The following is a 20,632-nucleotide window of genomic DNA, read 5'->3' on the forward strand; positions in this document are numbered from 1 at the left end:
GCCACGCCTCGGTCCAGGCAGGGAAGCCCCATGACCGTGACCGCTCCGCCCGTCGCGCCGCCGACCGGGCGGAAGGTCTCGTCCGGCGCCCGCTCCGCCGCCGGGCGGAGCGGTCCGGTCGCCTGGATGGTGCTGCCCGCGCTGGTGATGTTCGTCGTCTTCGGCGCCGTCCCGCTGATCGGCGTACTCGTCCTCAGCTTCACCCACTGGGACGGCCTGGGCCCGATCACCCCGGCCGGCCTGTCCAACTGGCAGTCCGTGCTCACCGACAGCTCGTTGCGGCACAGCATCCTCGTCACCTTCGAGATCATGATCCTGTCGTGGCTGGTACAGACTCCGATGAGCCTGCTGCTCGGCACGTTCCTGGCCGGACGGCAGCGGTACCGCGCGTTCCTGGCCGTCCTCTACTTCATTCCGCTGCTGCTCAGCTCGGCCGCGATCGCCATCACCTACAAGGCTCTGCTCGACCCGAACTTCGGTCTGGGCCCGGGGCTGCACCTCGATTTCCTGACCCAGGACTGGCTCGGCAAGAGCAACCTCGCCGTCGGGGTGGTCGTCTTCATCGTCTCCTGGCAGTTCATCCCATTCCACTCGCTGATCTATCAAGGTGGGGTGCGGGCGATCCCGACCACGATGTACGAGGCCGCCTCGATCGACGGCGCCGGCCGGATCCGGCAGTTCTTCAGCATCACGATTCCGCAGCTCAAGTACACGATCATCACGTCGTCGACGTTGATGGTGGTCGGCTCGCTGACCTTCTTCGACCTGATCTTCGTCCTCACCGCGGGCGGGCCGGGCGACGCCACCGAGGTTCTCGCCCTGGACATGTACAAGACCGGATTCATGTCGAACCAGATGGGCCCGGCGAGTGTGATCGCCGTCGTCCTCGTTCTGCTCGGCCTGGCTCTGGCTCTGCTGCTGCGCCGGCTCGGTGGCAGTACGACTGCCAGCCAGCAGGAAGGTGCGTGACATGGCCGTGGCCACCAGCAGCACGAGTACGGCGTCCCGGCGCGCGCGCGGCGGGCCTGTCCGTGCCCACAAGCTGCTACAGCTGAACTGGTTCGGCGGTCTGGCGGGCTGGATCTGGCTGGCGATCGTGCTGATCCCGCTGTACTGGATCGTCGTCACGAGCTTCAAGGACCAGACCGACTACTTCACCCAGAACCCGTTCGCCCTGCCGAGCGCCCCGACGATGACCAACTACAAACTGGTGATCGAGTCCGACTTCCCGCGGTACTTCCTGAACAGCGTGATCGTCACGGTCGGCACCATCATCCCGGCCGTCGCGATCTCGTTCATGGCGGCGTACGCGATCATCCGCGGCGCCGGCGGCCGCTTCCTTGCCGGGGTCAACGGCCTGTTCCTGATGGGGCTGGCGATCCCGCTGCAGGCCACCATCATCCCGGTCTACCTGCTGATCATCCGGATGCAGCTCTACGACAGCCTGCTGGCACTCATCCTGCCGTCGGTCGCGTTCTCGATCCCGCTGTCGGTGCTCGTGCTGACGAACTTCATCCGCGACGTACCGAAGGAACTCTTCGAGTCGATGCGCGTCGACGGCGCGACCGAGTGGGACATGATGCGCAAGCTCGCGCTGCCGCTGACCCGGCCCGCACTCGTCACGGTCAGCATCTACAACGGCCTCGCCGTCTGGAACGGCTTCCTGCTCCCGCTGATCCTGACCCAGAGCCCCGACAAGCGGACCCTGCCGTTGGCGTTGTGGACCTTCCAAGGCCAGTACAGCGTGAACGTCCCCGCCGTTCTCGCGTCGGTCATGCTGACCACGCTGCCGATCGTGCTGCTCTACGCCCTCGGCCGCCGCCAGCTCCTCAGCGGTCTGACCGCCGGCTTCAGCCGCTAGTGTCCTGAGTCCGCCCCATCCCGCCGACCATGGTCGGCGGGATGGGGCGGAAGCCGCGTTCTGTCACGCCGGCCCTTACTGCCCGAGGCGTTCGGCCGGCAGTGTTCCAAAGCCGTCCTGGAGATCGCGCACGGTGCCGGGTGCGAGTTCGCCGGCCCGCGCCAGATGCAGTCCGGCCTCGGCGTCCTGACCCGACCTCGCGGCGAGGAGCGCGGCAGCCACTCGGACTCCGGCGCCGGTGACACCGGAGCAGCGAGCGGCCAGCGCCGTCCGGACCATCGCACGTGCCTCGTCCCACCGACCGGAATCCAGCAGTCCCTCGATCAGCAGGAAGACCAGGGCGTGGCAGGACTTGCCGGCGCCGCCGTCGATCAGGTGCCAGTACGCCGTCACGCCGTCCTGCAGGAACTCGTCGTACCGGCCGAGTTGGATCAGAGCATTGAGCCGGCCAACCGTCGCGTCCTGCAGGTCGCGCAGGTTTCCGTGCGACAACGCGAGTTGCGCGGCTCGTGTGGCGTCTGCCAGCGCGTCGGACGGATTCCGCAGGTACGTCGCGGCCGCACGCTTGCAGAGTGCTCTCGTGAGCGCGTCCTCAGAGCCCGACCGCTCGGCGACCTCAACCGCCTGTTGAGCATGCATCGTCTCGGCCAGTGCCATCGCGTACTCGGGGCTGTCCGGATCCGACGAGGCGAGGTCCACAGCCGCCTGCGCGTCGGCCAGATCCGAGGGGGCGCCATCACTTGAACGCGCCCTCGATCGACTCGTGAGGATCGCGCTGGCCAGCAGGGGCTCAGCCTCTCGGTCGACCAACGCCAGTGCTCGGTCGAGCAAGGCGACCGCCTCGCCGGGTTCGCCGATCTTCGAGTACGCCGCACTTGTTCGCCGCAGTAACTGGATCCGGTCGCGCGTCGAGCCGCGGACCGAGACGGACGCCCACAGGTCGCACGCGCGGCGCAGATGGATCGCTTCTTCCGCCGCCGCATGCAACCGGGCTGATTCGTCAGCCGCCTGCAGCGACCATCGAAAGGCGTCGTCCGTCCGTCCGGCCAGGTGGCTGTGCGCGGCCAGGTCGGCGGCGGCTGCGTCAGGCGTGGCTTCCAGCACTCGCACGTACGTCGCATGCACCTTCCCGGCCGCGGTCAGCGGGAGACCGTCGTACAGGATGTCGGCGATCAGAGGATGGCGGAACCATGGTGTGCCGCTGGTCGACTCGATGACACCGTGGGTCTCGGCCTCGGTCAGGCAGTCGGTCACGTACTCGGGGTTGATGCCGTGCTCTCCGGCGACTCTGGTCAGGACAGCGAGCGGTACCGGTCGGCCGGCGGCCGCGAGCAGACGGGTGAGATCTCTGGATTCCCGGGACAGGCGATTCCATTGGGCGATCAGCGCATCCCGCAGGGCGTCCGGCACAGCGACGGGAGCGGCCTGCGGGTCAGGGAGATCGCGGACCAGCAGTTCGGTCAGGTAAGGGTTGCCGTCGGACATCGCCTGCACCTGCGCGGCCAGCTCCAGATCCCGCGGATGCCGGGTCAGGCCCGCGATCTGATCCGCTGTCGATTCGAGGTCCAGCCGCTCCAGGTGGATCTCCTCGAACGACGGCATCCGGCGCATGTCGGCCAGCCAGCCGTGCAGGGGGTGTCCTTCGGACCGCGCCTCGTCGCGGCAGGTGGCGATCAGCGCCAACGGCTGGTTCCGGAAACCCGCGATCAGGTAGGCGAGCACATCGAGGGACGCCGCGTCCGCCCATTGCAGATCGTCGACGACCACCACCGTGGGCCGGCGGTCGGTCAGCCGGCTGATGACGAGATCAACCAGCGGCACCAGTCGTCCGCCGGCGATCGCCGTACCGAAGCCGATCGAGGGGAGCAGGGCCGCGAGCTCGTCGGCGCCGGCCAGGACCTCGTCCCGCTCGGTCGGTCCTGCGCTGTTCAGCCAGTCCTGAAGCACACCGGCGATGGGTGTGTACGGAAGGTCGGCGGCGGCGAAACGGACGCAGCTGCCCCACGCCGTTCGCAACTGCGAGGCCTGGCAGGTCTCTCGGACCAGCCGCGTCTTGCCGACGCCTGCCTCGCCGTGGACGAACAGCGCCCGTGGACTGCCCTCGGCCGCACTCCGTAAGGCGCGAGCCAGCAACGCCTGCTCCCGGTCGCGGCCGGGGAGCGATCCGTGGTCTCCGTCCGATCCCCCCATGCGGTCAGTGTGCGCCGCAACGCAAGAGCCGACCACAACTTCGCATGGTGCGTCACTCCTTGCGGTCGGCGATGCCGCGAGTCGCGAGGAGGGCGGCGGCGAGGATGGCTGCGCAGAGAACGGTCAGGAGAGTCAGCGGTACGGCGTCCTCGGTCGCCGTGTGGTCGTTGGAGAGCAGGGTCATGATCGGGCGGATCGGGGAGACCCAGCGGATCAGCAGGACAGCGAGGATCGCGGCGGCCGCGGTCAGGGTCGCGATGCCGATGCGGGGGATGACCAGGCGCGAGCAGAGCAGACCGATCGCGGTGCCGATCATCGCGGCGGCCAGTTGGGCGACGGCGCCGACGGTCAGGTTGCCGGCGGTGATGACGTGCTTGCCGGTGACGATCGGATAGATCAGGCCGACCGCGATGAGCGGGACGCTCCAGGTGAGTACGACGGTGACCGTGATCGCGAGCACGCGCAGGGAATCGCCCATCATCACCAGCGTGATCTTGCGCTGGGTCGGGTCCTCGTGGTTGACGATGCTGACGGCCAGCCAGGTGCTGCAGATCAGCATGGCCAGCACACAGAACGCGTACGACGCCTGCAGCGGACCGTTGTCCGAGGTGACGCCGACGGCGAGCGCGGCGAGGAAGATCAGGGTCGGCGGCAAGTAACGCTGGGAGAGCAGAACGCTGGCCAGGAGATACCGGTAGAGGGCACTCACTCGGGCTTCACCTGTCGAACCGAGACCACAGACCAGCCGTGATTGAGGGCGGTCAGCAACGCGGCGTCGTGGCTGCCGGTCGGCAGGATCAACGTGACGCCGGCGTCGTGGCGTCGTACCTCGAGAACGTCGGGCTGGTGCGACCACTCGAGGTCGGCGCCGGGGATCAGCTCGATCTCCGTCAGTTGGTGCGGTGTGCTCGTGGTGCGTTGGACGAGCTTGCCCTGATGGATCTCGCAGACCCTCGTGGCCGTTGACTTCACGACCTGGTCCGAGTGCTCGGTGAACGCGACCGCGCCACCCTCGCGGGCCGTCTCGGTGAGCAGTTCCCGGAGCGTCCCGTGGGCCGTGGTGTCCAAGCCGGACCAGGGTTCGTCGAGGACGAGCAGTTGCGGTGGCTTGAGCAGTGCCTGGGCGAGCGCGACCTTCTGCGCGTTGCCCTTGGAGAGCTTCCGCATCGGAGTGTCCGCGCCGCCGCTCAGTGCGAGCCTGTCCAGAAGCTCGCCGGACCGTTGCCGGGCAGCCCCAGCGGTCAGGCCACGGATTCGTCCCATATGCCGCAGATAAGCGGAGGCCGAGAGGCGGTCGTGCGACGCGAAGACGTCGGGTACGTAGCTCACGATCTGCGCAGTACGCCGTACTGTGCCGGTCGTCGGCCGGGACAGCCCGACCATCAGCTTCAGCACTGTCGACTTGCCGGAACCGTTGGCGCCGACGAGAGCCAGCAACTCACCCTCCTGCAGGTGCAGATCGACGTCGGTCAGAACCTCCCGTCGGCCGTACCGCTTGGAGACCTTCCTCAGCCGCGCTATCTCCATGCGGCGAGACTATCCGGCCACCGGGCCGCATCACCTTCGCCAGCGGGCGGGTGAGGACGAGCGAGGCGAGCAATGACGCGGCCGCGAAGGCGGTGATCGAGGGTGCCGGCGCGGTGAGGTCGGCGAGCGTGCCGGCCAGGATCGCGAAGATCCCGAACGCTGTCATCCGCAGCGCGGACTCGACGCCGAGCACCTGCCCCCGGAGGCCGGCCGGCGTCAGCTCGACCAGCACCTCCTGTTGCGACAAGGATGCCGAATAGCCGCTACTGCCGACAGCGACCAGAGCCGCGAGTACGCCGATCGGCAGGTCGAAGGCGAACCCGAGGAACGGGACAGCGAGCAGGTACCGCAACCAACGACCGGCGGTACGACGACCGGACGGGCTGAGGAAGCGGCCGACGACGAGATCGCCGGTCATCATCCCGGCGGCTCCCGCGGCCAGCAGCCAGCCCGCGCGCGGACCGGCGTACGGGACGAAGAGGGCCTCGCAGCCGACGATCAGGCCGTTCGGTAGCGACAGGGCGAGCAGCAACGGCCGGGTCCTGGTCTGACCGAGGAGAAGGCGGTTGCCTCGCCAGGTCTCGCCGAGGCTGGTCCGGGCCCTGCGTCGCGGTGCGCGATCGTGCAGACCGAAGCGGAGGACGGGGATGCTCAGCGCCGAGCAGGCCGTCGCCATCCACAGCACGGTCGCCGGGCTCAGTGCCTGCAGCAACAATCCGGCGATGCCGAAGCCGGCGATCTGCATCGCACCGACCGACAGGTTCATCGCGGATCGGCCGAGGATGAACTGGTCCTCGTCGACCACCTCGTTCAGCAGCCCCCAGCGGACGCCACCTCCGATCGAGAGCCCGTAGGCCACCAGGAGTGCGAGGAGGAGCCGCATCCCCGCGGTGAGATCGAGGGCAGCCTGGGCGGCGACCGCCGCGGTCGACAGGGCGGCGAGCGCGGTCAGGACTCGCCGCGGTCGTGCGGTGTCGGCGGCCGACATCAGCGTGGAGGCGCCGAGCACCTGGGCCAGCGACGGGCCGAACATGATCAAGGCCGCCAGCAACGCCGACCCGGTCGCGGCGTCGACCATCAGTGCGAGCGTGAGGCTGGTCATCGTCGACGACGCGTTGCCGAGGGCGCTGCCGACCCAGAGGTTGCGGAACTCGGCGTTCCTGAAGATCTCCCGGTAGGTGCTCATGTCGGCAGCTTCGACGGCAGGGCGTCCGCGGCCTACAGTTTCGGGTGGAGGCGAAACCTTGTCCGAGTTTCTCGTCGACGCCGACACCCTGGCCCTCGCCAGGTTCGGGACGTCGCAGCTGACTGAGACCGTGTCCGCGTTGAAGCTGCTGCAGCGGCCGGTCGAGCCGTGGTTCCGGGCCTGGAAGGACCAGCACAAGGCCGCGTTCGAGGCCCAGTTGGCCGCCCGGCCGGTCTGGGCCGCGCTCGTCGAGAACGCGTTCGGCCGCAGTTGGGTCGCCGACTTCCTGACTGTGCCGCCCCTCGAGCCGGACCAGGTGCTGGCCGACGAGCTCCGGTTGCTGACGAGCCTGAACGACGACCACATCCGCGCCGACCTCAGCGTCGTACGGACGCCGCTGCCCGAGATTCTGCTGACCTCGACAGGGCTCGCGGCTGAAGCTGCGGACCTGCTGCGCTGGGTGTGGGTGGAGACGGTCGAGCCGGACTGGCCGCGGCGGTTGCGGGTGCTGCAGGCCGACATCGTGTCGCGGACGTCGAGACTCAGCGAGCAGGGGTGGTCCGGCGTACTGCGTGGGCTCGGTCCGGATGTCCGCTGGCTGGGAGACGGGCGGATCCAGGTGAACCGATGGGACTACCCGACCACGGACGTGCGGGGTCGCGACCTGATGTTCATCGCGGCCCACAGTCCGGGCGTCAACGTGAGTTGGCGCAAACCGGACCGGTTCGCGCTGACCTATCCGGTCACCGGGATCTTCGCCGGGACCGAGGTACCCGCCGAGCCACTCGTGCAGCTGCTCGGCCGTAACCGGGCCCGCATCCTGGTCGAGGCGGCGGAGCCGGTCAGTACGACGGTCCTGGTCGCGACCACCGGTCTGTCGCTGGCCACCATCTCGGACCACCTCCGGGTGCTGACCGATGCGGGTCTTCTCGAACGTCGCCGGTCCGGGCGCTCGGTCTTGTACTGGCAGTCCGACACCGGTCGTCGCGTCGTACGACGACCGGCGCCGGTCAGCGGATTTCGATCGGGCAGGCGAGTGGGAGGTCGGTGACCGACGAGCCGGCGCGGAGCGTGAAGGTGCCGGGTTCGGTGGTCCAGCCGTTGTCCCAGTGCTCGAAGGTGTGGTTGTGGAGCTGGACGGTGAGCTCCCGCGCTTCGCCTGCGGCGAGACGTACGACGGCGAAGCCGGCCAGCCAGCGGGCCGGACGATCCACAGCAGTCGAAGGGCGTTCGGCGTACACCTGGACGACGTGCTTGCCGGCGCGGTCGCCGGTGTTGCGGACGGTCAGCGCGACCGACGACGGATCGACCGCGCGGAGGTCGGTGAGCTCCCAGGTCGTGTAGCCGAGGCCGTGGCCGAAGGCGAACGCCGGCTCGGTACCGGCCTTCAGCCAGGCGCGGTACCCGATGTGTACGCCCTCGTCGTACCGGACCACCCCGTCGCGTGGTGTCACGTCGATCACCGGTACGTCGGCCTCCTCGCGCGGCCAGGTGGTCGGCAGCCGCCCGCCGGGCTCCACGACGCCGAGCAGTACGTCGGCCAAGGCGTTGCCGTACTCCTGGCCACCGAAGTAGGTGACCAGGAGCGCGGCAACCTCGCCACGCCAGGGCAGCAGCACGGGCGAGCCTGCGTTGACGACCACGACCGTGCGCGGGTTGGCCGCGACCACGGCCCGGACCAGGTCGTCCTGACGGCCGGGAAGTGCGAGCGAACTGCGGTCGTAGCCCTCGGACTCGACCTTCGAGTTGGTCCCGACCACCACGACCGCGACATCCGCCGCCGCGGCCGCCGCGACGGCCTCGTCGATCACCGCCTGCGGGTCGGAGCGGTCCGGCTCGACGCCCACGGTGATGCTCATGGCGTTGCCGAGGCCGCCGTCAGGCTTGGACAGTTCGAGTTCCACTCGAACGTCGACGGCCTGGCCGGCGGTCACCTCCAGCGGCGCCGAGATCGACGGCGGCGACAGCAGCGCCGCACCAAGATCCGTCCCCACCGGTACGGCGACGTCCTCGCGGAGGAGTTTGCCGTCGGCAAAGATCCGGCCGCGGTTGACGGACGCGAAGCCGAGCAGAACCGCGCCGGACTCGGCTGGGGTGTAGGTGGTGTGGAACTCGACGACCGATGTCTCGGCGATCGGTGCATCGCCGCCGAGGTAGACCAGCGCGCTGGAGAGCCGGTCCTCGGCGAACAACTCGGCACCCTCGGCGTCCAGGAATCGAACCCGTGCGCCCGGCTGCCCGGTCGCCGGATTGACCATAGCGGCGAGCGGTAGCTCGGCGACACCTTCCTGTACGACGGCGCCGAGCGAGTACGTGACCTCGGCATCCGGCAGCGCGGCCCGGAGCCCGTCGAGCGGCGAGACCACGGACGACGGGATGACGGTCGCACTCCCACCGCCCTGGGTGCGGGCGTTGCGGGCATTGTGGCCGATCATCGCCACCCGCGAGACCGCGCTCCACGGCAACTCTCCGCTGTTCCGGAGGAGGACCGACCCCTCGGCGGCCGCGGTCCGGGAGAATGCGACGCCGTCGACCTGCGGCACCTCGGCCGGCTTCTCGTATCCCTCCAACGCGCCGACCCGGGCAGCGAGCGCGAGCAGCCGCAGTACCTTCCGGTCGATCGCCTCTTCCTTGACGTCACCGGCCCGTACCGCGTCGACCAGCGCATCACCCCACGCGCCGACCGGTCCGGGCATCGCCAGATCCTGCGAGTACTTGGCGCTCTCGACGCTGCGTACGGCGGTCCAGTCGCTCACCACGACCCCGTCGAAACCCCAGTCGGTGTTGAGCGGTGTCTCCAGCAGGTCGTTCTCCGTCGCGGTCGCTCCGTTGACCGAGTTGTACGCGCTCATCACCAGCCAGGCCTTCGACTCGGAGACCGCCTTCTCGAACGCGAGCAGATAGACCTCGCGCAGCGTCCGCTCACTCACCTCGACGTCGACGGTGAAGCGGTCGGTCTCGAAGTCGTTGGCGACGTAATGCTTCGGCGTCGCGCCGACACCCAGCTCCTGCACGCCGGCCACGTAGGCAGCGGCCAGGTCGGCAGTGAGCACCGGATCCTCGCTGAACGCCTCGAAGTGCCGGCCGCCGAGCGGGGAGCGATGCAGGTTGATCGTCGGACCCAGTACGACGTCCACGTTCTTGCGCCGGGCCTCGAGTGCCGACACGACGCCGTACCGGTGGGCGACCTCGACGTCCCAGGACGACGAGAGGGCGGTGGCCGACGGCAGGTTCAGCGACGGATCGCGCTCATCCCAGACGGGACCGCGGACGCCGCTCGGCCCGTCCGAGAGAACGATCGAGCGCAGGCCGATGCCGGGTAGCGGGTGGGTCGACCAGAAGTCCTGTCCGGTCAGGACCCGGACCTTCTCCTCGAGCGTGAGGCGGCCGAGCAGTGCGGCGAGATCGGCTGAGCTGGGGTTCATGCGACGACTGTACGCGCCAAAACCGAGTATCGCTAGGTTTTCGTTCCCGGTCTCGGTAGCATCGCCCGCATGGCTGCCAGAGGTCCGTACGCGAAGGGGGTCGCGAAGCGGGAGGAGATCCTGACCGCGGCGCTCGAGGTGATCGCCCGGCACGGCTACCGCAAGACCTCGACCAAGGAACTCGCCGCCGCGGTCGGCCTGAGCGAGGCGGGTCTGCTGCACTACTTCGGCTCCAAGGAGAAGCTCTTCGAGGCGGTGCTCCGGGCCCGCGACGAGGCCGACGTCGACCGTTTCGACGAGTCGGACCTGATCGCCAAACTGACCGCGATCATCCGCCACAACAGCGACGTACCGGGTCTGGTCCAGCTCTATTCGACGTTCTCCGCCGAGGCCGGCGACCCACAGCACCCGTCCCACCCGTACTTCGCGGAGCGCTACGCACGACTGCGCGAGTCGCTGGCCGACGCCGTGCGCGCCCGTCAGGCCGCCGGAACGTTCACTGCGTCCGCGGACCCGGAGCTGATCGCGACCGTGCTGATCGCGCTCTCGGACGGTCTTCAGGTCCAGTCGCAGTTCGGGCTGCCGGTCGAGCCGGCCGACCTCCTGACTCACGTCGTAGGCCTGCTCGGTTCGGCTGGGGGAGCGGTGGATAGTTGAGGCATGACGAGCTCCGCGGGTGAGGCCGCCGGACCACCACCCGCGCCCGCCGTGGCCGACCGGCGGGTCCTGACGAAGGAGATCTGGCTGGTCCTGGCACTGTCGTTGGGCGCGTCGGCCCTCTCCGCGGTGATCTCGTTCACCGGTGTACTGACGTCGGCCAAGCCGATCAGCGGGCAGACGGCGGTCATCGTCGGTTCGCGGGCGCCGGGACGCCCGTGGCTGGACCTCACCTGGCAGGTGTTCGCGATCGTCAACGCCCTGGTTCCGGTCGCCCTCGTCGCTCATTTCCTGGCCCGCGGCGGCGAGTCTCTGCACACGATCGGCTTCGACCTGCGGCAGCGGGTCCGCGATCTCGGCCGCGGCACCGCCGTCGCCGCCTGCGTGGGCGGCGCAGGTCTGGCGTTCTACCTCGCCGCCTACGCCACCGGCGCCAACCTGTCCGTCGACCCGTCCCAGCTGCCCGACTACTGGTGGCGCATCCCGATCCTGATCCTCGTCGCCGTCCAGAACGCCGTACTCGAGGAGGTCATCGTCCTCGGCTACCTCAACCACCGGCTGGACCAGCTGGGCTGGTCGACCACCCAGGCGACGATCACCAGTTCGCTGCTGCGCGGCTCGTACCACCTCTACCAGGGCCTCGGCGGCTTCGCCGGCAACGTCATCATGGGCGTCATCTTCTGCTACCTGTACCGGCGCTGGGGCCGGGTCGGCCCGCTCGTCGTGGCCCACACGTTGATCGATATCGCTGCCCTGGTGGGGGCGACGTACCTGATCGGCAAGGTCGGCTGGCTGCCCGGCGGAGGGTGATCGAAACGACTGACACGTAACCGATCGGGGGTGGATCGGGTTGATGATGCGTGACTGTTAACGGGGAAATCGCAAGTCCGCCCGAGATCGATCCGGGGTTGGCCGCCGCCGCACTGGCCGTCTTCGCCCACCGGCACGAGGTGGTGCATCTGCTCCACGCCGCCACCGACGAACCGGACGCGCTGGCCCGCATCGCCGACCTGCTGCGCGTCGACGAGGCGACCATCGCCAGAGTCCTGGACCAGCCACTGCGCTGGATGCTCCCTCAGTTCCGCACCGAGCTGGAGGCCATCGCCGCCGCTCCACCACCGGCGAGGCCGGCGCCGCAACCCGAGCCCGAGCCCGCGACCACCTGACCGCCGTGCGGTGGACGCCTGCCACCGGCGTCCACTGCACCAAGGGCTGATTAGGGTGAGCTCGTGGAGAGCCATGGGGCCGGCGTGCTGGAGATCGCGGACGAGTTGACGGAGGCGTACGTCGAGGTGTTCACGGTGCCGCCGTGGCAGCACCGGGATCCGGACGAGACGCGGGTCGCGTTCCGGCGGCGGCTGGAAGGCGACGCTCGGCGGGACGGCTTCCAGGCCTGGGTGGAGCGGTCCGATGACGGACGGATCGCCGGGTTCGTGACCGGTTGGATCACGCCGGCACCGTTCCGGACCGATCGGTCCTACGGGAGCGTGCAGAAGCGGCTCGGGCCGGAGCAGGTCGAGGAGTTGCTGGTCGGTGCCTTCGAGATCGACGAGCTGGGTGTGCTCGCGCACGCCCGCGGGACCGGACTCGGGCGGCGGTTGCTGGAGACTGCGACCCAGGAGCAACCGCGCGCCTGGCTACTGGCCTGGAACCAGAATCACGACTCGCTCGCGTTCTACCGCCGGATCGGCTGGCTGGAACCACCCGTTCGGGGCCCCGAGACCGACATCGTCGTCTTCGTGTCCCCGAACCAGCCGCTCAGAGGCTGAACAGACTGGTGGCGTTCTGCCACATGATGGCGTCGTGCTCGGTCGGAGTCAGGTTGGCGGCTTCGAAGGCGCCCAGGGCGACCGAGGGGTCGATGAGGGTGGCGTCGGTCCCGAACATGAGACGGGAGTGGCCGATCTGGTCCAGGACCCAGCGGATCCGGTGGGCGTCGGGGGCGGACCAGCACGGCTCGAACCAGATGCGGTCCGAGCGGGACGCGGCCTCGGGCAGGTGCGGCCAGCCGAAGGCGCCCATGTGGCCGGCGATCACCTGAGCGTCCGGGACACGGGCCGCTACGTCGGCGAGATCGACGACGTTCTCGCCCCACGTGTGGACCAGGGTGGGCAGCCCGAACTCGGTGGTGAGCTCGATCGCGGCCTGCATGCCGGGAGACGCGATCGGGGTGCGGCTGTACTCGGTGTGGATCTTGGCGCCGACCCACCGGGAGCGTCCGTCACCGGCGAGCAGTTCGTCGAGATCGGCCCGGGCCTCGTCCAGCCGGCGTGGGTCGACCACCAGCATGCCGCGCAGCCGCGAGTCGGCCGGGAGTTGCGCCGCGAGCGAGCGGTTCCCCGCGGGCGCGTCGTACACGATCGCCTCGATCGCGGAGACCAGCTGGAGGTCGATGCCGAAGCGGTCGATCAGGTCGATGTTGACGTCGATGCTGCGCACGTCCATGGAGAAGAACCACGGACCCCAGTGCGCGTGTACGTCGATCAGCATGCCGGCTCCAGGAGGTTGGTCAGGGACTTGCTGCCGGCCTGGGCGACCTCGGCGGGCGTGAGCTTCGAGGTCAGCAGGCGACGGACCACGGAGTGGGTCTCGTGGAACGGCGTCCGGCAGCCGAGCAGCAACCGCTCGGCGCCGACCTCAGCGGCGACGATCTCCAGCGAGTCCGGCCCGGTGAGCATCCGGGTCGAGGTGTGGAACCCGCTCTCCGCGCGGGCCAGCACGATGAAGTCGCCGAGGTGGTAGAAGTGCGTGTCGAGGAACACGACGCGCGCCCCGAGGCCGCGGAACGGCGTACCGATCTTGCGTACGTCACCCTCCACGAAGATCGTCAGGTCCGCCTCCACCAGCAGCCGCACCACGTGGTCGAACGACGGGAAACCCGGCTCCACACCCTGCGCGGTCGGCGCGAGCCGGACCGTCCGCGGCCGGTCCGGCTGGGCCAGGATCCGCTCGAGTTCCCGCTCGGCGCCCAGCACGTCGCGCAGGTCGAGCACCGGGCCCGCGGACCAGCCGTTGCTGTCGGCAACCTGCCGCGCCTCGTCGTTCCCGGTCGGTACGTCGAAGTGCACGGCTCGCAGCGAGGACACGACACCACCGGAGATCCCGGTGGCCTTGAACACGTCCTGCACCGCGTCGGGGCGACTCCAGCGACCGGTCGTGACGTCGTGCCCGACCAGTACGTCGCAGTCCAGCAGGTGCGCAGGGTCGTTCATCAGGCCTCCCGGGCCAATGCGCTGTGGACCTTGCGGATCGCGGCGACGATGTCGTCGACGTCCGCGTCGGTGTAGTTCTCGTTCCAGGGAAGGACCAGCAGCCGGCTGTTGATCAGCTCCTCGGCGTTCGGGCAGAGGCCGGGCGGGTACTCGACATCCTGCAGTGGGAACTGGGACTGGCCGTAGGTGATCCGCTCGCGCACCGCGGGCGCGGCGTACAGCGGGCTGGTCAGATAGCCGCCGACCGCGGGCACGCCTTCGGCGGTCAGGGCCGCCGCCCACTCGTGCAGGTCGCCCGCGACCTCCGGGTCGATGATCAGCGGGTACTGCCAGTACACGTGATCGCCGCTGTCCGGTGGCGCCGTGATGCCGGACAGGTCGCTGATCCCGGCCGTGGCGCGTGCGGCGCCGGTACGACGATCCGCGACGATCTCTCGCACCCGTGACAACTGCGCGCGGGTCACCGCCCCGGCCAGCTCGGTCATCCGGTAGTTGAGAGCGAGGAACAGATAGGTCCGCTCGTCGGTGTCGCGCGGCCAGCCCTTGTCGGCGAACAGCCGCATCCGCCGGGCCAGGGCCGCGTCATCGGTGACCACAAGACCACCGTCGCCGGCGCTGATGTGCTTGGTCTGCTGCAGGCTGAAGCAGCCGATGTGCCCGATTCGCCCGGCGAACGTGTCACCGACCGGAGCGAGGTAGGCCTGCGCACAGTCCTCGATCAGCACGATCCCGTGCTGATCGCACAGCTCCCGCAGTTCCCGGATCGGGGCCGGCTTGCCGAACAGGTGCACGGCCAGCACGGCCTTCGTCCTCGGCGTGATCGCGGCGGCGACGGCAGCCGGATCGAGGTTCCCCGTGATCGGGTCGACGTCCGCGAACACCGGTACGGCGTTCTGCATCATGATCGGGAACACCGTGCCCATGTCGCTGATCGGCGTGGTGATGATCTCGTCACCCGGTTCCGGATTCACCGCCGCGACCGCGAGGTGCAGCGCCGCCGTACCCGAACTGCACGCGACCGCATGTCCGGCGCCCAGCAGGTCCGCGAACTCCCGCTCCAGAGCGGGGACCTCGGTGCCCCAGGTCGCCGAGAGCATGCCGCTGCGCAGCACCCTCTCCACGGCCTTGACCTCCTCGTCGCCGAACCGGCGGCCGGAGGAGTCGAACACCGACGGCAGGGGAGTGGTGCGCACCGGGGTGCCGCCGTCACGGGCGAGCGTGGTGTTGTCCATCGAAACGCGTCCTCACGTGGTTGAGGTTGCTTACGGCAACGGTAGCTGGACGAGATCGCGGTCGGCGAGGCCCCAGACGACGTGCCGCCGGCCGGACACCGGAGTCAGCTGAGGCACGGTGTACCACCCGTCGCCGAGGTTGTTCACCAGCAGCTCCGCCTCGGCCAGGCCGGGTCCGAGCCGGTACAGATTGCCGCCGAAGTTCGTTTCACCATAGACCCCGGTGCGGTCGGTGAAGATCTGGCCGTAGCCCGACAACTTGTTGATGCCACGGACGACCGCCTTCGTCCTGAGGTCGTACGTGAACCAGCCGCCGCTGGTTCGCTTCAGTACGCCGTACAGGATGCCGTCCTTGACCGCGACGCTCTGGATCGAGCGCTCACCGGCGAGCGGCTCGGCGGTCCACAGCACTCGCCGACGTTGGAGGTCGAACGCTGCGATCGCGGCCGAGGTCCGGGTCGGGGTGATCCCGCCACCACCGACGACGTCGCCGCCAAGGTAGGCGATGCCGTCGTCGATCGCGACCGTCATCACGCTCTGGTCCGGGAGGATGCCGTAGTGGACGTCCAGGCTGCCGGTCCTCGGGTCCAGGAGCGTGAGCGCGCCGGTGAGCTTGCCGGTGCCTGGTGCCGACACGATCGCGAGCAGGTTCGATTTCGGGTCGTACGCCGCCTGCCAGGGGCGCTGCTGGTCGTGGCCGATCGTCCCGAAGCTGTGGACCTCGTTGCTGCGCGGGTTGATCCGCACCACCTCGGTGCTCGGGTAGAGGGCGCTGTACAGCTCTCCCCGGAGCCAGGTCAGGGTCTTCGCCTCACCTGGCACCCGGATGCGCCGACCGGCGCCTGCACCTGGTGGGACAGTGTGCTCGGTCACGACCCAGTGGCCGCCGACGTAGAGGTGCGGATCGCCGAGCTGGATCGACTGGGGCTTGTCCGCCGCCGGGGTGAAGCCGGCTTCGATCAGATCGAGCAGTTCGACCTCGCCGGTGGTGAGGTCGAGCCACCAGAGCACCCCGGATCCGGTCGAGCCGAGGAGTGTGGTCGCGTTGAGGAGGTGGAGCGTGCGGTGCTCGTCTGCCGGCGCCGGGGTGGCGACCGCGGTCAAACTCGTGTCACTCGGACCGCAGGACCAGACGGTCCCCGAGCCGCGGGTCGTGACGTACGCCGTGCCGTCCGCGCCGACTGTGATCGCGTCGATGCTCGTCTCGCCTGCGGGCAGCGCGACGGTTCGGACGTCGGTGCCATCGAGAGCCATGCTGGACAGCGCTCCGTCGCTGCCCGCGAAGAGCCGGTCGGTCGTCGCAGCGAACGGGCCGAACTTCTGCCCGCGCATCGGCTCGGGCGTGAGATCGCGAAACTCGCCGCTGCTCCGGTCGTAGCCGATCAGCTCCGAGGGCGTGTAGATCCCGGCGTACACGAAGTTGCCCGCGGCGCCGACGTACCGCCCGTACTGCGCTCCGGTGACCGGCGTGCCGAGGCGGGTGAGTGCGTTGGTGCTGGGGTCGATCTGCCAGATCGTGCCGTTCGGATAGCTGACCGCGAAGACCTGGCCGTCGGGTGCGGTCACCATGTCCCAGACGAACCCGCCGGCTCCGGCCAGGCTGCCGACGCGGGCGACCGATCCGGTCGCCGGGTCGAAGCAGTACACGTCGGCGACCGGGTACAGCCCGACGTACACCTTGCCGGCGGCAACTGTTATGCCCCAGCCGCCTTCGCCGACCGGGAGTTCGACGGTCCTGGTGACCCTTCGCGTGGTCAGGTCGATCTCGCTCAGTCGCGGTGGCACGATGCCCCGGCGGACGACGTACGCATGCCCGTCGTGGACGGCCATCGCCACGACGGCGGCGGTCAGGCAGGCGGGACCGAAGGTCGGCAGTGTGCTCCCGTCGATCGGGCCGTCGCCGGCCGCGGCGACGCTGGGGACGGCAGTGGCCACGGTCGTGATCGCGGCCCCGGCCCCGGCCAGGAGCGTACGGCGCGAGAGCTGGGTCATCGGCTCACTTCTCCCCGGGCAGGTTTCCGATGCGGACCAGATCCCGGCCCTTGATGGTGTAGAGGGCGTCGCCGGTGGGCGACGTCGTGATCAGCGGGTAGCTGTAGATCTGCGCGGCCAGTCCGTCGACGACCGTCGTCACCGTCGGCGCGCCCTCGCGGTTCGGGACGAGTTGGAACACGCGCTGACTGTCCGTCCCGAAGAGCCCGGAACGCGCGATCGTCAGCCGGCTCTGACTGGTGCCGAGGACAACGGTCGAGAGCAGCTTGCCGGTGTGCGGATCCAGCACAGCGAGACGCCCGTCGTCGGTGGTCGCGTAGAGGTTGCCACGGTAGGTCAGGAGGTCGCTGTAGCTCTGGGCGCCGGCCAGCGGTGCCACTTCCCACAGCGGGCGGTTGCTGCGAAGGTCGAAGGCGACAACCGTTGCCTCGGGCAAGATGGGCGTCGTACCGAGGCTGTTGCGCGTGGCTCCGCCGAGGTAGGCGATTCCGGAGTCCGTGGTGACGGAGCGGACCGACTGGTGCGGTACGACGCCACGGTGGACCTCACGGATACCCGTGTCCAGATGCTGCTCGGTGAGCGTTCCGTCGTACTTCCCGTAGTCGGGCTCGGTCGCGATGAGCCAGGTCCGCGAGCGGGCCTCGTACGCGTCGTCGGTGGGGCGGGTCTGCTCGTTGCCGATCTGGCCGAGCTCGTGCAGGCCGGAGCCGTTCGGCTTCATCGCCCACAACCGCGCGAGCGTGTAGACGCCGAGGTAGACGTCATCGCCGACCGGGGTCAGGGTCTTGGCCTCACCCGGCAGGAAGGTCCGCGTGCTGGTGCCGGTGGCGAGATCGTGGACCTGGATGCCGGCCTTGCCGCTGACGAGCACCGAGGTCTCCGTGGCCGCGATACCCATCGCCTGCTCGGGCGCGGGTGGCAGTCCGGCCTGGCCGAGGTCGGTGCCGCTGAACGTGGCGGTCGCCTCGTCGAAGTCGACGACCTGGCTCGTCAGCTCGGCCCGGATCGTCGATCCGTCGACGAAGATCCGGTTGAAGTACGCGCCGTCGTACGGCGAACCGAGCGGTGTGAGCGTGCTGCCGCGGTACCTGTAGAGCGTCCCGGACGGGCGGGTGCCGAGGTAGACGTCGCCGGTCGGCGGGTCGATCGTGATGGCGGTGACGTACTGATCTCCGCCGGGCGTCTGCACCTCGACCGGGTTGCTGAGGTCGGCGGTGTCGAACAGCAGCATCGTGCCGGTCGGCGAGAGGCCGGCGGCGAGCGTGCTGCCGGACAGGGTGAGCGTGGCGACGAAGGTGCGGTCGGCGTACCTGGCAGGGAGTACGTCGTGCCGATCGCCGGTCGCGCGGTCGATCGCGATCAGGTGGGCCTTGGTGCCGACGCCCGCGTAGATGGTGGTCGCGTCGGCGGCGATGCTGCGCACGTACTGCTCGCCGGCGATCGCCGCGCCGTAAGACTTGGTCGTGCCGCTGGCCGGGTCGTACTCGTGGACGGCGCCGTCGGGGTAGGTACCGGCGACGATCTTGCCGTCCGGGGTGGCGGCGATCGACCAGATGAACGAGCCGAACTGCGCGACCTTGGTGGCGGTGCCGGTCGCGGTGTCGATGCGGTAGACGTCGCCGGGGGTGTACAGGCCGACGTACAGATCGGTGCCGAGGTGCGCCATGGCCCAGGCGCCGGCGCCGGTGGGGAGCGCGAGTTTGCGATCGACGGTGCGCGTGATCGGGTCGAAGGCGCCGACCTGCACCGGGGAGACGCCGGACGTCACGGTCCAGATCCGGTCACCGACCTGCTCGGCCACGCTGGTCGAGGTGACGGCGGACGCCGGGCCGAGGGTGTCGATTGTGACCGGCTTTTCGGGGTTGGCCGGAACTGCGGCCGTGGCGGAGCTGCCAACACTCAGCAAAGTTGCGCAAACGACGACAGTGCCGATCAGTCTCCGTGTGAACCGCTTGTCCACAAGGCCTCCCGGGATGAGCCAACCGCTATTACGGTCATGGCTGTAATTATCCCGAAACCCTACGCGGGCCCGATTCGGGGCGTCAACAGGTCAGAGATGGACGCGGTAGATGATCAGCGGGCGGCCGCTGCTGGGGCCCGCCTGGGTGCCGGTGGCATCGGCCAGGCCGGCCCGTTCGAGGCGGTTGAGGACCCGGCGGGCGGTGCGCGGCTGGATGCCGAGGTGGTCGGCGACGGTCCGGGTGGTGAGACCGACGTCGGGGGTCGCGTGGACCAACTCCTGGAGTCGCTCGAGGGTGGCCTTGGACAGGCCGGCGCGTTGCGCGAGGAGTTGGAGCTTCGAGCGTTGCTGCGCGCGGGGTGCGCCGCCGCCGACGAGGACCAGGTCGATGTCGTTGCGCAGCGAGATCACGGCGGCGGTTCGTCCGGCGGTCTTCGCGCGGCCGAGGGCGCGGCGGGCCAGCGCCTCGGTCTCGGTGCCCGAGCCGCCGATGCCGAACCCGATGCGCACCGGTCCGAACTGCTCCTTGAGCCTGTTCAGCATGCCGAGCTCGGTGAACGCCGCGGTCGCCTGCTCCAGCGGTCCCCGCGTGGCCACGACCAGGAACCGCTTGTCGTCGTACCGGATGACGCTGCCGCCGAGAGAGCCGGCCTCGCGTCGCAGGGCGCTCTCGCCCTCGGCTGCGATCTCGACCAGGCCGAGGGCGATCTGCGCGTCGTCACTGCGCAGAGCGTCGTGGACCAACAGCAGACCGTTGACCGCCGCGCGGACCGAGTGGACCGAAGGCGCCAGGCGGAGCGTCGTCTGCTCGGTCCGGAGTTTCTCGTACGCCGACCGGATGCAGGTGATGGCGACGGTCGCGCGGGCCTCGCGGTGGAAGGCGAGGACGTCGTCGGAGCTGAGGCCGGGGCGGTACGGGAGGACGCGGATGCCGCGGGTCGGCAGCCCGACCTCGCCGAGCGTCTCGTGGACCTGGGCCTCGTCCAGGATGTCGATGCTCATCGAGGTGATGTCGCGGCCCTCGCGGAGGAGCTGCACCAGCGCGCGCATCAGGGTCGCGCCGGTGTACTCGACGTGCACGGCGGGGCGGTCGAGGAGATCGTTCGCCGCGGCGATCTGATACGGGACGACTCCGGTGAACAGCCAGGCGTCGACCGTGGGTGGCGCCTCGGCCATCACCTTCGGGGTGTCGGTCTCGCGGCGGTAGCGCAGCGGCACGACCTCGATGCCGCGCTGGGAGGCGAGGACACGGCCGGTGGACGTGACCAGATCCGACGGACCGACAACCCCGATCGTCGTCACCATCCGCGGTCCTCCTCACTGTGCGCATATGTCCGGCGCGCTCAGTCTCACCAGATCACCGACCCCCTGCAAGAACGCGCGCCGTACG

At 69.5% G+C, this 20,632-nt stretch carries 18 protein-coding genes; 7 read left to right on the forward strand and 11 right to left on the reverse strand.

Annotated features, from left to right (window positions below; translation table 11 throughout):
- The first annotated feature begins 30 nt into the window (after positions 1-30).
- Positions 31-969 carry a carbohydrate ABC transporter permease gene (locus OG817_RS10235; RefSeq protein WP_396393307.1) on the forward strand — a complete coding sequence of 313 codons (939 nt, stop codon included), beginning with the start codon at positions 31-33 and terminating at the stop codon, positions 967-969.
- Position 970: 1 nt separating this feature from the next.
- Positions 971-1,861: a carbohydrate ABC transporter permease gene (locus tag OG817_RS10240; protein WP_396393308.1), complete on the forward strand. Its 891-nt coding sequence runs from the start codon at positions 971-973 to the stop codon at positions 1,859-1,861.
- Positions 1,862-1,936: 75 nt separating this feature from the next.
- On the opposite strand, the gene OG817_RS10245 is transcribed toward OG817_RS10240, so the two are convergent.
- Genes OG817_RS10245 through OG817_RS10260 form a run of 4 tightly spaced genes read right to left on the reverse strand, consistent with a single transcriptional unit; the run spans position 1,937 to position 6,764 of the window.
- On the reverse strand, positions 1,937-4,051 hold the full coding sequence (locus OG817_RS10245; RefSeq protein ID WP_406053461.1) for an ATP-binding protein: 2,115 nt from the start codon (positions 4,049-4,051) through the stop codon (positions 1,937-1,939).
- A gap of 52 nt (positions 4,052-4,103) precedes the next feature.
- Entirely contained in the window at positions 4,104-4,760 is a 657-nt protein-coding gene (locus OG817_RS10250) for a hypothetical protein (RefSeq protein ID WP_406053463.1), read from the reverse strand.
- Entirely contained in the window at positions 4,757-5,578 is an 822-nt protein-coding gene (locus tag OG817_RS10255) for an ATP-binding cassette domain-containing protein (protein ID WP_406053465.1), read from the reverse strand. The genes OG817_RS10250 and OG817_RS10255 overlap by 4 nt, the downstream gene beginning before the upstream one ends.
- On the reverse strand, positions 5,490-6,764 hold the full coding sequence (locus OG817_RS10260; RefSeq protein WP_406053467.1) for an MFS transporter: 1,275 nt from the start codon (positions 6,762-6,764) through the stop codon (positions 5,490-5,492). Before OG817_RS10260 ends, OG817_RS10255 begins: the two co-directional genes overlap by 89 nt.
- A gap of 58 nt (positions 6,765-6,822) precedes the next feature.
- Here OG817_RS10260 and OG817_RS10265 point away from each other — a divergent pair, with 58 nt between their 5' ends.
- Positions 6,823-7,815, forward strand: a complete 993-nt coding sequence (locus tag OG817_RS10265; RefSeq protein WP_406053469.1) for an ArsR/SmtB family transcription factor — start codon at positions 6,823-6,825, stop codon at positions 7,813-7,815.
- On the opposite strand, the gene OG817_RS10270 is transcribed toward OG817_RS10265, so the two are convergent.
- Positions 7,775-10,189 (reverse strand): glycoside hydrolase family 3 protein, encoded by a 2,415-nt coding sequence (locus OG817_RS10270; protein ID WP_406053471.1) that lies wholly within the window; start codon positions 10,187-10,189, stop codon positions 7,775-7,777. The genes OG817_RS10265 and OG817_RS10270 overlap by 41 nt on opposite strands.
- A gap of 69 nt (positions 10,190-10,258) precedes the next feature.
- Between OG817_RS10270 and OG817_RS10275 the strand changes: the two genes are divergently transcribed.
- The 4 genes from OG817_RS10275 to OG817_RS10290 all read left to right on the forward strand — a co-directional run bounded on the left by OG817_RS10275 (position 10,259) and on the right by OG817_RS10290 (position 12,615).
- Positions 10,259-10,846, forward strand: a complete 588-nt coding sequence (locus tag OG817_RS10275) for a TetR/AcrR family transcriptional regulator (protein WP_406053473.1) — start codon at positions 10,259-10,261, stop codon at positions 10,844-10,846.
- A gap of 3 nt (positions 10,847-10,849) precedes the next feature.
- Positions 10,850-11,656 (forward strand): CPBP family intramembrane glutamic endopeptidase, encoded by an 807-nt coding sequence (locus OG817_RS10280; protein ID WP_406053475.1) that lies wholly within the window; start codon positions 10,850-10,852, stop codon positions 11,654-11,656.
- Positions 11,657-11,706: 50 nt separating this feature from the next.
- Positions 11,707-12,012, forward strand: coding sequence for a hypothetical protein (locus OG817_RS10285; protein ID WP_406053477.1), 306 nt, complete (start codon positions 11,707-11,709; stop codon positions 12,010-12,012).
- A 63-nt stretch (positions 12,013-12,075) separates the two neighbouring features.
- Entirely contained in the window at positions 12,076-12,615 is a 540-nt protein-coding gene (locus OG817_RS10290; protein WP_406053479.1) for a GNAT family N-acetyltransferase, read from the forward strand.
- Here OG817_RS10290 and OG817_RS10295 read toward each other — a convergent pair.
- The 6 genes from OG817_RS10295 to OG817_RS10320 form a co-directional block, all read right to left on the reverse strand.
- Positions 12,605-13,336: an amidohydrolase family protein gene (locus tag OG817_RS10295; RefSeq protein ID WP_406053481.1), complete on the reverse strand. Its 732-nt coding sequence runs from the start codon at positions 13,334-13,336 to the stop codon at positions 12,605-12,607. The genes OG817_RS10290 and OG817_RS10295 overlap by 11 nt on opposite strands.
- Complete coding sequence (locus OG817_RS10300) at positions 13,330-14,058, reverse strand: hypothetical protein (protein WP_406053483.1); 729 nt, start codon at positions 14,056-14,058, stop codon at positions 13,330-13,332. Before OG817_RS10300 ends, OG817_RS10295 begins: the two co-directional genes overlap by 7 nt.
- The gene (locus OG817_RS10305) at positions 14,058-15,290 is read right to left on the reverse strand and encodes a DegT/DnrJ/EryC1/StrS family aminotransferase (protein WP_406053485.1); all 1,233 of its coding nucleotides are present in this window, start codon (positions 15,288-15,290) and stop codon (positions 14,058-14,060) included. Before OG817_RS10305 ends, OG817_RS10300 begins: the two co-directional genes overlap by 1 nt.
- 30 nt (positions 15,291-15,320) lie before the next feature.
- Positions 15,321-17,282, reverse strand: coding sequence for a hypothetical protein (locus OG817_RS10310; protein WP_406053487.1), 1,962 nt, complete (start codon positions 17,280-17,282; stop codon positions 15,321-15,323).
- A gap of 4 nt (positions 17,283-17,286) precedes the next feature.
- Positions 17,287-19,242, reverse strand: coding sequence for a PQQ-binding-like beta-propeller repeat protein (locus tag OG817_RS10315; RefSeq protein WP_406053489.1), 1,956 nt, complete (start codon positions 19,240-19,242; stop codon positions 17,287-17,289).
- Between the two features lie 90 nt (positions 19,243-19,332).
- The gene (locus tag OG817_RS10320; protein ID WP_406053491.1) at positions 19,333-20,547 is read right to left on the reverse strand and encodes a helix-turn-helix domain-containing protein; all 1,215 of its coding nucleotides are present in this window, start codon (positions 20,545-20,547) and stop codon (positions 19,333-19,335) included.
- Between the last annotated feature and the right edge of the window lie 85 nt (positions 20,548-20,632).

The organism is Kribbella sp. NBC_00889, assembly GCF_045207705.1.
In the GTDB taxonomy this organism is placed as follows: Bacteria; Actinomycetota; Actinomycetes; order Propionibacteriales; family Kribbellaceae; genus Kribbella.